Origin of the sequence: Streptomyces sp. YGL11-2 (genome assembly GCF_050054615.1) — a bacterium.
Lineage (GTDB): Bacteria > Actinomycetota > Actinomycetes > Streptomycetales > Streptomycetaceae > Streptomyces.
In genome coordinates, this window is the sequence record NZ_JBNHIN010000024.1 from 34,639 (window position 1) to 49,908 (window position 15,270).

Genomic DNA, 15,270 nt, shown 5'->3' on the forward strand with positions numbered 1-15,270 from the left:
CTGGCACGATGAGCATCCATGAATGATCACGCCAATCCCGCTGCTCAAGCTCTGCGCCTGGTCTCCACGCGCTTCCCGCACGCTCTGGGCGCCCTGCTCGGCGGCTCGGCCGCCGAAGGGCGTGCCACCGAGGCAAGCGATCTGGACGTGGCCATCCTCCTGCCGGACTCGGACACCAGTCGTCGCGAGGTGATACGCCACGAGGGCCGCCTGGCCGAGCTGTTCCTCAACACCCTTGCCGACGTAACGGAATTCTTCGCCTGGGACAGAGCCCGCCGCCGGGGAACGGTCCTGTTCATCTACGGCCAGGGGCTGCCCTTGACGGACCCCCACGGCCACGTGTCCCGTACGTGCGAAAGAGCCCGAGCGGTGCTCGCGTCCGGCCCGCCGCCGCTCACCCCGGCGGAACGGGAGCGATCCCGCTACGTACTCACCTGCTACATCGACGACTTGGCTGATACCCCCGCGGCCAATCGGTAAGAACAGCTCTCACTCGCCGATTTCACCTTGCGTGAGGCGGCGCACCTGCTCACGGCCCACCACAATTCCTGGACAGGCATCGGCAAATGGCTGCCCCGCCGCCTCCTGCACGCGGACCCGGCGCTGGGGAAAGCCCTTCTGGACGGCCATCAGGCCGTGGCCGAACGTGCCGACCCCGCCCCGCTTTCGGCAGCCGCCGAGCACGTTCTGGACCTGGTCGGCGGACCGCTGCGGGACGGTTACGCCTCTCGCTGGCGCCCCTGACACACCCCATACACCAGGCTCGCCGGAATTGCTGGATACACCGGACTCGCCTGAGTGCGGTTCCAGCGAATTCCGTCAATACGCCAGGCAAGATAGCGGGCAGACGGAGTGTCAGCCAGCCAGGGCACGGCCGGTCGGTGGTTTCGACGGCCTCCTATGGGCTGTCGAGGCGAATACGGAGCGCGGGGCCGGCCGAACCTCCGAGCGGGTGATTCGTGGACTGACTCACCGGGATCGGTGGCATGAATTCCCACGTCCTATCGTCTGAACCGATAATCGGAGCTAAAAATGCGCATGCGTACCGCTCTCGCCGCTGCAGTCCTGTGTTCGGCCGCCCTGATGGGGTCCGCCGGCATCGCCGCCGCCGATGACGGCGATCACTCGGGCGACCTGATGGGTGTCGGCAACCAGCACATGCACGAGCAGGTGGCCCAGGACTCCGACTCCTGGGTCTTCAGAAGCGGCGGGGATGAGGGCGGCAGCGAGAACGCCGGCGGGGACCACGCCGGCGGGGACCACGCCAAGGGCAAGGGCGGTGGCGGGAGCCACGGCAAGTAAGGGAAACCGCTACAGCCCCGCCCTTCCCACAGCGTTCCTGCCGAAGGAAGGGCGGGGCCTTTCCACGCATCGACGCCCTCTCTTCGGGTGGCGACCGTACGACGAATTTCTCTGAAGCGCTCCGCTGCGATCTGCGGGCGCGCGTCGGTGAGTTCGGCTCCGAATGGACTGCCCCGGTCGACTGTGGGCGGCTGGGCCGGGCAGGAGAAGAGCGTTGCCGGGCCCCGGTGTTGCTGGGCTCGTGCCGTGACCACCGGCCGCGGCTCCAACGACACTGCCGTCCCGCTGCCTGTGGGCGGCCACCAAGGGACGTCGATCGGGACGCGTTTGAGCGTGTCCGTCGTCCCGCCCGCGGCTCCGGAAGGTGCGGGAAGCAGCTGCCCCGCCGGTGGGATATGATCACGGCGTAACTTCGGTTCCGCGGGTGAACTACGTTCCTGCGGACGGGAGTCGCGCGTCTGTGGTCCAAGGAAAGACGTCCACCAACCGGTGGGAGATGCAGGTGCAAGGCCGGCCAGGCGCTCCAGACAAGGTCTCTGTTCTTCGCGAGCAGGGACCTTTTCGTTTGTCACGTCACCGCACTTGCCGCAGGTCAAGGGCAGGTGGGGGACCGACTTCGGATCCGGTGGCCGAGCCCCGGCCCTCGTACGTGGTCATCGCCGGGCTGCTCGCGGGGTGAAGGGGCGGCTCCGGGCATGCGCGCGCTGCGTGACGGCTGGTTGCGCAGGGGTTCCGGTGCGGGGACGGGCGGGGCACCGGTGCGGTGCCGTGGTGGGGGCGCAGCGCGCAGGGCAGGCCCGCGGTGCGTAGCGTGGGAATGGCGGGGGCTTCCCCGGCCGAGGAGGCTGGAACGTGAGGCCGGAGCTCGACTACAGGGCGCTGTTCGCCGCGACGCCGAGTCCGTACCTGGTGATGGGGACGGATCTGGTGGTCGTGGACGTGAACGACGCGTACTGCCGGGCCACCGGCCGCTCTCGTGAGGAACTGGTGGGGCTGCACCTGTTCACCGCGTTCCCGGACAACCCGGCGGACCCCATGGCGGACGGGGTGCGCAACCTCGGCGCCTCCCTGGAACGGGTGCTGGCCACCGGGGAGCCGGACACCATGGCGATGCAGCGCTACGACATCCCGGTGCCCCACCGGCCCGGGGTGTTTGAGGAACGCTGGTGGTCCCCGGTCAACACGCCGGTTCGCGGATCGGACGGGCGGGTGGCGTACATCATCCACCGGGTCGAGGACGTCACCCCGTTCGTCCACGCGCGGCGGTTTCACCCGGGTGACCACTTGGCCGAGCGTGCGCAGAGCATGGAGGCCGAGCTGTATCTGCGGGCCCGTGAGCTGCAGCGTCTCAACGACGAACTGCGGGCCGCGCATGCCAGGGAGCGGCAGGTCGCCGTCACCTTGCAGGAGGCGATGCTGCACTCCCCGGATCTCGCCCGGCACCAGGATGTCGCGGTGCGCTATCTGCCGGCGGTCGGCTCGCTGAACGTGTGCGGTGACTGGTACGACACCGTCGACCTGGTCGACGGGCGGTTCACGGTCGCCGTCGGCGATGTGGTCGGCCATGGCCTGGAGGCCGCCACCGTCATGGGCATGCTGCGCAGCGCGCTGTCGGCCGCCAGCCGGGCGGTGACCGGGCCCGCGCAGGCGCTGGAGGTGCTGGGACTGTACGCCCGCTCGGTGGACGGGGCCCTGGCGGCCACCGCGGTCACCGCTTTGATCGACACCCGCTTGAAGCTGATCGTCTATTCCAGCGCCGGCCACCCGCCTCCCGTCCTGCTGCGCGCGCGGGGAGGCTGCCGGCTGCTGGACCAGGCCACCGACCCGCCGTTGGGTGCGCGGCCGGAGCATGTGCCCCGCCCGCAGGCGGGCACCGCTTACCACGCCGGCGACACCCTCGTCCTGTATACCGACGGCCTGATCGAGCGCCGTGACGAGGACATCGACACCGGGCTGGTCCGGCTCACCGAGGCGCTGGCTTCCATGAGCCGGCTCAGCCCCGAGCGTCTGGCAGACGCTCTGCTCGCGAGGCTCGGTGTTGCCGGGGGAGCCCGCGACGACATCGCCCTCGTCGTCGTGCGCCTTTGAACGTCCGTGTTTGAACGTCCGCCTTGGAATGTCGGCTGCGAACGTTGGAGTGTCGCCGTACGGCGTGGTCGGCGAGGTCACATGTCGTCGACGAGCTGGGTGAGGCGGTGGGTGAGTTCGGTGATCGCCGCGCGCTGGTCCGGGGCGAGTTCGCGGAAGGCGCGGAGCTGGCGTTCGCGCAGGCGGGTGCGGTGTTCGGAGAGAAGGGCGGCGCCGGTGTCGGTGAGCGCGACCCGAACGCGGCGTTCGTCGCCGGTGGTGCGGGTGCGGGTGACGATGCCGTCGCGTTCGAGCTGTTTGAGCATGCGGGTCGCGGTGGGCGCGGTGACGCCCGCGCGCTCGGCCAGTTCGCCGACGCCGAGGCCGCCGTGGTCGGCGAGCGCCTCCAGCAGCTGGATCTGGGAGAGCGACAGGGCGGGCCGCCCCTGACCGGCCAGTCGGCCGCGGGTGCGTCGTACCGCACCGAGCAGGTCGTGTACGGCCCGGGTGAACGCCTGGAACTGCGGGTCATCCGCCTGTGGCAGCCGGTCGGCGGCCCGATCAGCCGGGGTGGGACCGCTTGGCTGTCGTGAGGTCATGGGGCAACGGTAGCGGCAAGCTAAGAGTTAGCTTGCTAAATATTAGCGAGGTTCACCATGTTCGCGGCAGGACGCATCGACACCCACCACCACATCGTTCCGCCGGACTACCGCGACTGGCTGCTCTCCCGCGGCGAGACCGCCGGCGGCCTGCCCATCCCCACCTGGGACGTCGACACCGACCTCGCCTTCATGGACGGCCAGGGCATCCGGGCCGCCGTGCTGTCGGTCTCCACCCCCGGAACCCATCTCGGCGACGACACCGAGGCCCGCATGTGGGCCCGCAAGGTCCACGACTACGCCGCAGAGATCGTCAGGGACCGCCCCTCCCGCTACGGCTTCTTCGCCACGCTCCCGCTGCCCGACGTGGACGGCGCCCTGGAGGAGGCCGCCCGTGCCCTGGACGAGCTCGGAGCCGCCGGCGCACCGCCATCAACCACGGCAACGCCGAAGCCCTCTTCCCCCGTCTCGCCCCCTGACGGGTCGCCTCGCCGCCAGTCGGCCGCTCCTTCTACTTCTTGATGAGCTTGCCGACGGCGTTGGCCTCCCGCACCTGCCCGGCCAGGAAGTCCCAGGACAGGTTGACGTATCCGCGGTCGCCCCAGTTGGTGCCCCAGGAGTTCTCCACTCGGACGCCCTGGCTGCCGTAGCCGACGATGGTGACCTCGTGGCCACCGGCGAACGGCTCACCGGCGGTTGGGGAGTACGTGTAGGAGGCGGCTTCGCGCGCGGTGAGGGAGAAGAAGCTGTTGTACACCGGGATCGAGATGACCACCGGCTCCCCCTGGGCGAGGGCCGCCTGCACCTCGGCCTTGATCCGGCTGCCCGTGTGGAGCGGGGTGTAGCCGGACAGCTTCCACTTCGACGCGTTGTGCTTCTCGCCGTCCGTCGGCTGGGCGGTGTAGTCGAAGTCTCCCTGCCAGTAATGGGACTTGGAGTCGACGCCCTGTGAGGTGGCGATGCGGAAGTGCTGCTGCGGGGAGGTGCCGACGTTCTGCCCCCTGACTATCTGGGCGTAGGTGTACATGGGCGCCTGGGGGCTGCCGGTGATGCCCTGTTCGTGTTCGAGGATGCTGTAGGCCGAGTAGTCGATGGCCCAGGCGACACAGGACCCGACCTGGCCCTGATTGCCGGGCTTGGCCGCGTACTTGGTGAGATCGACACGGGCGGGGAGGGCGTGCTCCTTCCTGCTGGACTTGGTCGGGTCGGCCTTCGGGCGGGGGGCCATGGCCGACAGGTTCGGCTCCACGGTCCGGTTCAGCGCGGTCGTGCGCCACGTCGAGTCGGACGGCAGAGCGCCGAGGCCGAACGGGTGGGTCTTCCCTCTCGCGTCCTGTGGCGCCGGGGCGGGGGCCCGGTCGTGGTCCGGCCCGACGGTGCTCGCCGAGGAGACCCCGACGGTCACGGCCGCGATCGCGCCGGCAGTGGCCAGGGCGATGGTGACGCGCGAGGTACCGCTGAGGGACTTCCATTTGTGGGAAGCGCGACGCATTGATGTCCTCCTGTGGTGTCTGGTTGCCGGATGTCGGCGGCGGGCGCCCGGTGGCGTCCGCCTGGGCAGGCCGGGACGGTGTCCCGGTGCCGATGGCATGGAAAGACGGGCCCTGCTGCCGGCCGAGGGCCTGGGCAGGGTGGGTATGCCGGCGGTCGGCCGGCGGGGGCGGTGTGCCGGGAACCCCGAAATGCGCGTGGGGGAGGGATATCCGGGGCGCCGCAGGAAGAATTCAGGGCTTCCGCGGCGCTTGCGAAATGGACGCTTTCGAAGGCATGTCCAATGAGCAGAGGAAGTTAGCGGAGCCGAGAGCCGAGAGCAAGTCCAAGTGGCCTTGGTCGCTGATGGGTTGGTGCCCCGCGTGCTTCAAAAGGCTGCGTAAGGGGAGAAGTTGCGGCGGGGGTGCGAGGGCTTCTCGCCGGGGCGTCGGCCTCGTGAGCGCGGACCTGGTTCGCCGCTTCCTCGCCGGTCGCGTACGGCAATCCTGAGGGATGTCCCGAATGATCTGACAACAGCGGTGATGTGGCGCTGATGTACCGGAATAGCGGGAATCGTCGTGGGCTCCGATCGGGCCCCGGAAAAAACTCTCCGGGTTTCTGTTATCCGGGCCGTCCTGACAGGGTCTCCCAGGTATCGAAGGCATGCAGACCCGTAGCCGCAGAGAAAGAGGACGGACATGACACCCGAACGGGAAGCCGCGGTCATCACGGCTGCGCAGGCGGGGGACCAGAGGGCGCGGGACGAACTGATCGCCGGGTATCTGCCGCTCGTGTACAACATCGTGGGACGGGCGCTGCACGGCCACGCCGACGCCGACGACGTGGTGCAGGAGACCCTGCTGCGGGTCCTGGGCAACCTGGCCGATGTGCGGGACCCGCACCGGTTCCGGTCGTGGCTGGTCGCCGTCACGATGAACCAGATACGCCGGCACTGGCGCAGCAAACAGGCGTCGGCCTGCGATACCGGGGTCGACGAGATGGCCGGCCTGGTCGATCCCGGTGCGGACTTCGTCGACCTGACCATCATCCGGCTGGGACTTTCCGGGCAGCGCCGGGAAGCGGCCGAGGCGACCCGGTGGCTGGACGAGGACGACCGCGCCCTGCTGTCACTGTGGTGGCTGGAGGCGGCCGGTGAGCTGACCCGGGCGGAGGTCGCCGCCGCCCTGGAACTGCCGGCGCCGTTCGTCGCGGTGCGGGTGCAGCGGATGAAGGCGCAGTTGGAAGCCGCCCGGGTGGTGGTCCGCGCCCTGCTGGCGGAGCCCCGCTGTCCGCAGCTCCATCCCCTGCTCGCCCGTTGGGACGGAGTCCCCACCGCCCTGTGGCGCAAGCGCATCGCGCGGCATACCCGCGACTGCGCGGCCTGTTCGGGCCACCGAAGCAACCTGATACCCGCGCAGAGTCTGCTGGTGGGCTGCGGGCTGGTACCGCCGACCGCGGCGCTCGCCTGGTGGGCGGCCCAAGCCGGCCACAGTACGGTGGCGTTCGCCCCGGTGGCCCAGGCGGTCGTTCCCGGCGGTGACGGCGGCACCATGACGCCGACCGCGGCACACCGTTCCACCGGCCGCGGTGGCAGGCGGCTCGGCAGCCATCGCCGCCCACCGATGCGCCCGCGAGGGGCTCATCTCCTCGCCGGGGGCGCCGCGGCGACGGCTGCGGCCACCGTCATATCCGTGGCGATCGGCTCCCCGAACAGCGCGCCGAGGACGACCGCCGCCGCCTCCCAGCCGGTAAGGGTGCAGTCGGCACCCCTTGCCGACGCGCCACTTCTCACCCCCTCGCCCTCGGCCACCCCCCACCCCACCGCACACCCGAGCCGGACCCCGGCCGCCAAGCCCCGAACTGCCGCCCCCACCCCGTCGCACCCCGCACCGTCCCGGACCAGCACACCGGCCCCGCACCCGGCCCCCGCCTCCGACGCGGTCGCACAGGTTCTCGCCGTGATGAACACCGCACGAGCCGCCCACGGCCTGCCGCCCTACACGCTCACCACCGGTCTCACCCGCAGTGCCACCGGGCACAACACGACGATGGGCAACGGGTGCGGCATGTCCCACCAGTGCCCGGGTGAAGCCGCGTTGGGAGACCGGGAGACCGCGGCGGGTGTGCACTGGGGCGCCGCCGGCGAGAACATCGGCCAGGCGACGGCCGGACCGGACGCCCAGCAGATCGCCACCGCCGCCGTCAACCTCACCCAGGCCATGCTCGCCGAGAAGCCGCCGAACGACGGTCATCGCCAGAACATCCTCAGTAGCACCTTCACCCACGTCGGCATCGCCGTCCACCGGACCCCCGACGGCAACGTCTGGCTCACCCATGACTTCTCCGACTGAGCTGCCGTGGACGGGTGTTGCGGAGGGGTCGGGCGCGGTGTGCCGGGCCGCTCGACTGCACCCCTTCCCTCCCCTCCTACGGCTGAGGGGAATCGGCGGCAGGACCGCGGCGCCCCGGTTCTCGGGTGCGGGTACTTCAGGAGCAGCGTGACGGGGGACAGGGGTCAGGGGCTGTACCGGCAGGCGGTGAGGAGCATGGTGTGGTGGCCCCCGTCACCGACCGCGGATACCAGGTAGGGGTATGCTCCCGTCGAGGGACGCCGGATGCCGTGAGGACTCCGTCCGGCTGTGCGCCGGGTCGATCGACGAGGAAAAGGGGCAGCGGTGAACAGTGCGCGGTCGCCCAGGTGGGCTTCGGCCCGGCTGTCGGCGGTGTGCGCGGTGCTGTTCGGGCTGTTCCTCATGCACGGTTCCCCGACCGCCGCCGCGGGTTGCCATGCACCGGTGACGGCGCCCGCACCCATGCACCACGCCCAGACCGCTCGGGCCGGGCACTCCCCGGCAGCCGAGATGGCTCCGGCGATGCCCTCCGCATCGTCGTCCTTGCCTGTGGCGCATCCCGGGCTGACGTCCATGCTCGGCGACCCCGGTTCCTTCTGCGTCGCGACCCCTGCCCGAGACCGGAGCGTGCTGCCGACCGTGTGGCTCCTGGCGGTCGGGGTCCTGACGGTCCTCTTCGGGTGGGCGCTGATGTGGCGGCGTCCGACGGCCGGGACCGCTGGACGGCGCGGTCCGCCGACCGGCGGCCGGGCCCTGCTCCTTCGGGTGTGCACAGCGCGGACGTGACAGGACCTTGCCCGAGCCCGTCGTACGGGCCGCGGGCCACGCGTCCTGATCCTCCGCGCGCCGGTGCGGCGCGCACTTCCCGAAGGTTTTCCGTGATGTCGTTCACCTCTCGTCCCACCCTGCGCCGCCGCGGTCTCGCGGTGGCCGCCACCGCGACCGTGCTCGCGCTGACCCTGGCCGCCTGCGGCTCGTCGAAGGACGCGTCCGGCTCGTCCACGGCGGCCAAGGACCGCGGCGCGAAGGCGTCGGCGTCGTCCTCCGCGACCCCTGGCGGTATGGACCACGGCTCGATGCCCGGTATGGACCACGGCAGCATGGGCGACGGCCTGGCCGACGCCAAGGACGGTTACAAGCTGTCGTCCGGCGCGGGCGAACTGCCCGCAGGCAAGGACTCCGCATACCGGTTCACGATCACGTCTCCGGACGGCAAGCCCGTCACCGGCTTCGCCGTGGACCAGACCAAGCGGATGCACTTCTACGCGATCCGCTCGGACCTGACCGGCTTCCAGCACGTCCACCCCGCCATGGCCGCCGACGGCACCTGGACCGCCGACCTCGCTGCCCTGCGACCCGGCACCTGGCGGATGTTCGCCTCCTTCACCCCCGACAACGGACCGGGCAAGGGCAAGGACTTCGTGCTCAGCCGTACCGTCACCGTCCCCGGCGACGCCAAGCCGACACCGCTCCCCGGGGCTGCCACCAGCGCCGAGGCGGACGGCTACACCGCCACGGTCAAGGGGGACCTGATGGCCGGTATGACCCACCCGATGACGGTGGCCATCAGCAAGGACGGCAAACCGGTCACCGACCTCCAGCCCTACCTTGAGACGTACGCGCACCTGACCGCCTTCCACGAGGGCGACGGGGCGTTCGCGCACCTGCACCCGCAGACCAAGGTCAACGGAGACAAGGGCGGGCCGGAGCTGTCGTTCCAGACCATGCTGCCCAAGTCCGGCAACTGGCGACTGTTCCTGCAGTTCCAGACCGGCGGCAAGCTCCACACCGCCGCGCTGACCCTGCGCGTCAGCTGACACCTGGCCGGGGGCGGCATCGCGGTGCCGCCCCCGGGCCGCAGGTGGCCGGTGGCCAGCGGCCACGAACCGTCAGGTCGTCATCGAGTGCAGCTGGGCGAACTCGTCGGCGAGCATGCCCATCATGACGACGTCACGGTGGCGTCCGGCGAGGAACGCATGCTCACGCAGACGGCCCTCCTCGACGAATCCGAGCCGCCGATGGAGGGCCAACGACGCCTCGTTGTGCGCGAAGATCCGTACCTGGCACCTGTGGTAGCGGTGCTCGGCGAACATGTACCGGAGCAGCAGCACAGCCGCTTCCGCCGCATAGCCCCCGCGGCGATGCTCGGCGCCGATGGTGACGCCGTACTCGAACCAGCCCGAACGCGGGTCGGCGTGATGGGAACCGACGCCACCGACGACGTCCCCCGTAGCGACGGCTTCGACCGCCAGTTGGAAGCGGTCACTGTCCGGATGGGCGGATGCCTGCTTCTCCGCCCAGGTCCGATAACTCTCGCCGGATCGGGGCGGGTTCAACAGATCTCCCAGACGCTCCTCATCTTCGGCGAGACGCTGGAACGCCAACGCGTCGCCGGGCTCGATTCCGCGCAGCCGGACACGCTTTCCTACCCAGAACGATGTCATCCCTTATTGGATCATTCCCGGTGGCGCGCGTACAGGGTCTTCGGATGCCGTGGGAACCGCCGGAGGCGGGCGGGCCACCTGACCGCCTCCGGCCCCATCGCGAGCACTACCGGGTGCCGTCGCGCCCCACCGACGGCAGGTAGCGCGGTGCTCGCCAGGCATGAAGCCGGTGCTCCACCGCGGCTCCCAGTGACAGGAGTTCGCCGTCCTGGTGGTCACCGGCCATCAGCAGCAGTCCCACAGGCAGCCCTTTCACGGACCCGGCGGGCACCGACAGCGACGGGTATCCGGCCACGGCCGCCGGGGTCGAGGACGGGACGATGTCGTCGTCGCCCCGCGCGCAGTCGGTCGTCCAGGCGGGCGGGTTCGTCGGTGCGGCGATGGCGTCCAGCCGGTGGGCGGCCATGGTCTCGTCGATGGAACGCCGCGCGAGGTCCTTCAACTGGGCACGCACGGCCCGGTATTCGGGATCGGTGGTGGGTGGTGCGGCGAGGGCCTTCTCGAACAGCTCCTGGCCGGCGAAGCAGGTCCGCTCCGCCGGGTGGCTGCGGTTGAAGGCGATCAGCCCGGCGAGGTTCCGCGGCCCGTGGCGGGTGGCGAGGTAGGCGTCGATGTCCCGGTGGAACTCGCTGAGCAGCGCGGGGAATTCGAGCTCGGCCAGACGCTTCTGGTACGGGGGAGTCACCTCGACCACCTCGGCGCCCGCGCGACGCAGCTGCTGCGCGGTACGGGTCATCACGGCATCCACCTCCGGTCCCAGCGAGGGCAGCCGCCACAGGCCGATCCGCTTGCCGTGCAGACTCCTGGGATTCGTCAACTGGTCGAGGAATGAGGGGTGTTGATCGGAAGGTGTGGTGTCGTCGCCGCTGAGCACCGCACGGGTGAGCGCGGTGTCGACCACGTTGCGGGCCATGGCGCCCGCGGTGTCCTGCTCGGCGGAGATCGGAACCACCCCGGCTCGGCTGACAAGGCCCAGGCTGGGCTTGTGCCCGACCACCCCGTTCATCCCGGCCGGGCACACGATGGAGCCGTCCGTCTCGGTACCGATCGCCACCTGCGTCAAGGACGCGGCCAGCGCGGCGGCCGACCCGGCCGAGGACCCGCAGGGGTTCCGGTCGAGTACGTAGGGATTGTGGGTCTGCCCGCCCACCGCCGACCATCCTGAAGTCGGCTTCGCCGCACGGAAGTTCGCCCACTCGGACAGATTGGTCTTGCCGAGGATCACCGCCCCCGCCTCCCGCAGACGGGTCACCAGGGCGGCGTCGCGCTCCGGCGGGCTGCCGGCCAGCGCCAGCGACCCGGCCGTCGTGGGCAGACCGCGGGCCTCCACGTTGTCCTTGAGCAGGACCGGGATGCCGTCGAGCGGGCCGCGGATGTCACCACGACGGTGCCTGGCGTCGCTGGAGGACGCCTGGTCCAGCGCCGTCGGGTCGGTGTGCAACACTGCGTTGATCTTCGGGTTGATGGCCTTGATCCGCCGCAGGTAGGCAGCGGTCAGCGCCGTCGAGGTCAGTGAACCGTTCGCCATGCGGGCCTGTAATTCCGGGATCGTCACCGTGTCGAGATCGCTTCCCGGACCCGGCTGCACACCGGTCTGCGGCGAACCGCCGACACCGGATTCGGCCGCCGCCGCGCGTGGATTCGGTGCGCCCGCACAGAGGGAGCCCGCGACAAGGGCGCCGATCAGCGTGGCAAGGCTCCGCTTCCTCATGCTCCTCATGACGAGCAGCGGACTACAGCGCGGCGTCCCGGCGCAAGAGCCTTTCGCGCCGCCCTCCCCACAACGGGCCCCAGTCGTCGCAAGCTCAGGCCGCCTGCTCAACACGCACGCGGCTACGCACGCGGCTACCCACACCGCTGCTGAGTGACGTCGCGCGCCACAGGCCGTCGCACCACCGCCGTCCGTACGGAGACCGTCGCGGACGGCCGGCTTCAGGGGCACATGCGGGGGCACTCGCACAGAGGCACCCGTACAGCAACACCGGGCCGACACCACCGCAGAGATCCACCCGCGATCCATCACGGGACAACCTTTAGGATGTTCCGGGGGGCGTGCTTGAGACGTTCCAACGCGCGTTGGCGTGCTCGCTCCTCCAGGGACGTGGTGACGTATGACGTCGCGTCAAGTCCACGAGGGGGCAGGAGTGGTGACGGTGGCGATGCGAGAGGTTCCGCTGGTGGGCGGGCCGGTGGAATTACGGGGTGCGCTGGACCTGGAGACCACGCAGGCGGGGGTGATGCCGCGCCGACTGCCCGCGTGGACCAAGGAGCAGTACCAGGACCCGTCGGTGTACGGGGTCACCGTCATGCCTTCGGGAGTCCGCTTGGTGTTCCGCACCGACGCGCGTGAGGTGGAGTGCGACGTACTCACCTCCACAGGGCAGCTGGACAGCGACCCGCAGCCCCGCCCGACGGGGATGGTGGAACTCCTCGTGGACGGCGCCCCGGCCGGGCGGCAGCAGGCGCCGGTGGGCAACGTGCTGCGGATGGCGGGGCCCGGGGCCGCGCAGCGGCTGATCCCGGGCGAGCCGGGGACCGTACGGTTCGCCGGGCTGCCGGCCGGGATGAAGACCGTCGAGCTGTGGCTGCCGCAGCAAACCCCCACGGAACTGGTGGCGTTGCGGGCGGACGGCGAGGTGCTGGCGCCGTTGCCGGACGGCCGGCGCCGCTGGGTGCACCACGGCAGTTCCATCAGCCACTGCATCGACGCCGACGGCCCGACCGGCACCTGGCCGGTGGTGGCGGCGTCGCTCGGGGGAGTGGAGGTGATCAACCTCAGCGAGGCGGGCGGTGCGGTGCTGGATCCCTACGTTGCCCGGACGATCCGCGATATGCCCGCCGATCTGCTCAGCCTCAAGCTAGGCGTCAACATCGTGAGCCTGGCCGCTTTCCGGCTGCGGACGTTCGGCCCGGCGGTGCACGGGTTCCTGGACACGATCAGGGACGGGCATCCGGACACCCCGCTGCTGCTGATGTCCCCGGTGAGCTGCCCGGCGTTCGAGGAGACTCCCGGGCCGGCGGCGATGGGCCCGGATGGCAGGTTCACAGCTCTGGGCGACCCGGCCGATACGGCCGCCGGGGCGTTGTCGCTGACAGTGGTCCGCGCCGAGCTGGCCCGGATCGTGGCGGTCCGGCAGGTACACGATCCCCATCTGCACTATCTCGACGGACGCGAGTTGCTGGGCCCGGACGAGGTGGCCGACCTGGCCGACGGCCTGCACCCCAACGCCGCCGCGTACCGCCGGATGGGCAAGCGGTTCGCCGCCCACGCCTTCGCGGACGACGGTCCCTTCCGCTGAGCGACCCGGGGCTTGGCACCCGCACCAGGTGGGCGCCGGATCCCGTCCACAACGGCCCTCAACCGGGTGCAGTCCGCCCGCTGTCCGCCGGTGACGATCACAGGGTGGAGTCGGCTGTGATGTCCCGGTCGATCTCGCCCGCGGCATCGGTTGGCCGGAGGCGGGGGCTCTGTCGTCCGGGAGTTCAGCGACTCTCGCGGTACGGGCGGTTGACGTCGTGCGGTGTGTCGCTGGCGAGCCGGCCGGCCGCGCGGTGCCGCCGCTGGGAGGAGGCGGCGGGCACCACGTCGGCCCTGACGCGCATCGCGGTCATCCGGAGACGGCCTGGCTCCAGCCCTGGGAGATGGCGAACTCGGCACTGTTCTGCTGGGACTCGGTCGGGAAGGTCGGCGTGCCGGAGACCTTCGGCAGCTTCGCCGCCGCGGCCTTGTCGAGCGTGCCGGCCTTCTCCATGGCGGCCATCAGAGCCGGGCGGGCGTATCCCTTGAGCCTGAGGTTCTGGCCCTCGGCGCTGTAGAGGTACTCCTGCCACAGGCGCGCGGCCGCAGGGTGCGGCGCCTCCTTGTTGATGGCCTGCGCGTAGTACTGGGAGAACTGGCCGTCCGAGGGGACCGTGACCGTCCAGTTGAGGCCCTTGGCCTTGAGCTGGTCGGTGTACCCGGTGTTGAGGTAGTCCCAGTCGATGCTGATCGGCGTCTGGCCCTTCTCGATGGTGGCCTCGGTCGACGCGACGGACGTGAAGTTGCCGTTCTTCTTCAGCTTGCCGAAGAAGTCTATGCCGGGCTGGATGTCTTCGAAGGAGCCACCGCTGGCGAGGGAGGCCGCGTACACGGCGCCGAAGGCCGACCCCGACTTGCCGGGGATGCCGTTGAGCGCGACCTGCCCCTTGTACTGCGGCTTGAGCAGGTCCTTGAAACTGGTCGGGCAGGTCTGCACACGCTTGGCATCGCAGCCGAAGGATATGTAGCCGCCGTAGTCGTTCGACCAACGGCCGATCGAGTCCTTCTGGTCGTCGGGGATGTCATTGAAACCGGCGACCATGTACGGCGCCAGCAGCCCCTGCTGTGCGGCGCTCTGCGCGAAGGAGTTGCCGAGGTCGAGGACGTCGGGCGCGGTGCTCTTGCCCTTGCGCGAGGTGACCGCGCTGATCTCGTCCTGGCTGGCGCCCTTCGGGTTCTCGACCTCGACCTTGACGCCGTACTTCTTCTCGAAGCCGTCGATCACGGCGCCGTAGTTGGCCCAGTCACGGGGCAGCGCGATCGCATGCAGCGTGCCCTCCTTCTGGGCCGCCTTGGCCAGGGCGTCCACGCCGCCGACTGCCTCGGCCGTGGTCGCGGTGGCCGCGCTCTGTCCGTCGGCGGTGGTCGAGGCGTCGGAGCCCGAGCTACAGGCGCTGAGGGCGAATGCGGCGGCGGTGGCGAGGACGCCGGTGAGGACGGCGGTTCTCGGCAGGGGCACGGTCACGGTCTCTCCAGGGGTACGCACAGGGTTTGAGGGGTTTCATGCGGGGCCACACAGGGGATGCACGTGGGGGGTGAGCACCTGTCCGATGTTTTAGCTGAACAAGCTGGGCTCAGTAGGCCCAACTATGGTGTACGGCAGGTAAACATTGGTGAAACTAATGGCTCCCATTCCCTCGCAATCGCAGCTCAAAGGGGTCATCGCGGCACCACGTCCAGGGTGTGTCCGACGGGTGAGGTGACTGGCCCTTCAGGAGATCGGTCGATTCGCCGCGGGC

Annotated in this window: 15 protein-coding genes; 9 read left to right on the top strand and 6 right to left on the bottom strand. The window is 70.3% G+C overall.

Translation table 11 applies throughout. The annotated features are described in order from the left end of the window. Window positions 1-18: 18 nt before the first annotated feature. The 4 genes from ACO1BR_RS25395 to ACO1BR_RS25410 all read left to right on the top strand — a co-directional run bounded on the left by ACO1BR_RS25395 (window position 19) and on the right by ACO1BR_RS25410 (window position 3,390). Window positions 19-480 (top strand): nucleotidyltransferase domain-containing protein, encoded by a 462-nt coding sequence (locus ACO1BR_RS25395; protein WP_426797409.1) that lies wholly within the window; start codon window positions 19-21, stop codon window positions 478-480. A gap of 27 nt (window positions 481-507) precedes the next feature. Beyond that, window positions 508-744, top strand: coding sequence for a hypothetical protein (locus ACO1BR_RS25400; RefSeq protein ID WP_426797410.1), 237 nt, complete (start codon window positions 508-510; stop codon window positions 742-744). 288 nt (window positions 745-1,032) lie between these two features. Then, entirely contained in the window at window positions 1,033-1,302 is a 270-nt protein-coding gene (locus tag ACO1BR_RS25405) for a hypothetical protein (protein ID WP_426797411.1), read from the top strand. Window positions 1,303-2,154: 852 nt separating this feature from the next. Then, on the top strand, window positions 2,155-3,390 hold the full coding sequence (locus tag ACO1BR_RS25410) for a SpoIIE family protein phosphatase (RefSeq protein ID WP_426797412.1): 1,236 nt from the start codon (window positions 2,155-2,157) through the stop codon (window positions 3,388-3,390). Between the two features lie 77 nt (window positions 3,391-3,467). Here the strand turns inward: ACO1BR_RS25410 and ACO1BR_RS25415 are convergent, their stop codons facing one another. Then, a complete protein-coding gene (locus ACO1BR_RS25415) occupies window positions 3,468-3,968 on the bottom strand; it encodes a MarR family winged helix-turn-helix transcriptional regulator (RefSeq protein ID WP_426797413.1) in 501 nt (166 codons plus the stop codon). A gap of 57 nt (window positions 3,969-4,025) precedes the next feature. Here ACO1BR_RS25415 and ACO1BR_RS25420 point away from each other — a divergent pair, with 57 nt between their 5' ends. Next, window positions 4,026-4,490, top strand: coding sequence for an amidohydrolase family protein (locus tag ACO1BR_RS25420; protein ID WP_426797414.1), 465 nt, complete (start codon window positions 4,026-4,028; stop codon window positions 4,488-4,490). On the opposite strand, the gene ACO1BR_RS25425 is transcribed toward ACO1BR_RS25420, so the two are convergent. Then, the gene (locus tag ACO1BR_RS25425; RefSeq protein WP_426797415.1) at window positions 4,480-5,460 is read right to left on the bottom strand and encodes a C1 family peptidase; all 981 of its coding nucleotides are present in this window, start codon (window positions 5,458-5,460) and stop codon (window positions 4,480-4,482) included. The genes ACO1BR_RS25420 and ACO1BR_RS25425 overlap by 11 nt on opposite strands. 676 nt (window positions 5,461-6,136) lie before the next feature. On the opposite strand from ACO1BR_RS25425, the gene ACO1BR_RS25430 reads away from it, so the two are divergent. The 3 genes from ACO1BR_RS25430 to ACO1BR_RS25440 all read left to right on the top strand — a co-directional run bounded on the left by ACO1BR_RS25430 (window position 6,137) and on the right by ACO1BR_RS25440 (window position 9,606). Next, on the top strand, window positions 6,137-7,789 hold the full coding sequence (locus tag ACO1BR_RS25430; protein WP_426797416.1) for a sigma-70 family RNA polymerase sigma factor: 1,653 nt from the start codon (window positions 6,137-6,139) through the stop codon (window positions 7,787-7,789). Between the two features lie 324 nt (window positions 7,790-8,113). Then, complete coding sequence (locus tag ACO1BR_RS25435; protein WP_426797417.1) at window positions 8,114-8,575, top strand: hypothetical protein; 462 nt, start codon at window positions 8,114-8,116, stop codon at window positions 8,573-8,575. Window positions 8,576-8,670: 95 nt separating this feature from the next. Next, window positions 8,671-9,606: a hypothetical protein gene (locus tag ACO1BR_RS25440; protein WP_426797418.1), complete on the top strand. Its 936-nt coding sequence runs from the start codon at window positions 8,671-8,673 to the stop codon at window positions 9,604-9,606. A 72-nt stretch (window positions 9,607-9,678) separates the two neighbouring features. Here the strand turns inward: ACO1BR_RS25440 and ACO1BR_RS25445 are convergent, their stop codons facing one another. Then, window positions 9,679-10,233 carry a GNAT family N-acetyltransferase gene (locus tag ACO1BR_RS25445; protein ID WP_426797419.1) on the bottom strand — a complete coding sequence of 185 codons (555 nt, stop codon included), beginning with the start codon at window positions 10,231-10,233 and terminating at the stop codon, window positions 9,679-9,681. A gap of 106 nt (window positions 10,234-10,339) precedes the next feature. Beyond that, a complete protein-coding gene (locus ACO1BR_RS25450; RefSeq protein ID WP_426797420.1) occupies window positions 10,340-11,944 on the bottom strand; it encodes an amidase in 1,605 nt (534 codons plus the stop codon). 448 nt (window positions 11,945-12,392) lie between these two features. On the opposite strand from ACO1BR_RS25450, the gene ACO1BR_RS25455 reads away from it, so the two are divergent. Beyond that, window positions 12,393-13,532: a lipase gene (locus ACO1BR_RS25455; RefSeq protein ID WP_426797491.1), complete on the top strand. Its 1,140-nt coding sequence runs from the start codon at window positions 12,393-12,395 to the stop codon at window positions 13,530-13,532. A 184-nt stretch (window positions 13,533-13,716) separates the two neighbouring features. On the opposite strand, the gene ACO1BR_RS25460 is transcribed toward ACO1BR_RS25455, so the two are convergent. Both ACO1BR_RS25460 and ACO1BR_RS25465 read right to left on the bottom strand, forming a co-directional pair. Further along, window positions 13,717-13,845: a hypothetical protein gene (locus ACO1BR_RS25460; protein WP_426797421.1), complete on the bottom strand. Its 129-nt coding sequence runs from the start codon at window positions 13,843-13,845 to the stop codon at window positions 13,717-13,719. Continuing rightward, a complete protein-coding gene (locus ACO1BR_RS25465) occupies window positions 13,842-14,996 on the bottom strand; it encodes an ABC transporter substrate-binding protein (protein ID WP_426797422.1) in 1,155 nt (384 codons plus the stop codon). Before ACO1BR_RS25465 ends, ACO1BR_RS25460 begins: the two co-directional genes overlap by 4 nt. Window positions 14,997-15,270: the final 274 nt, after the last annotated feature.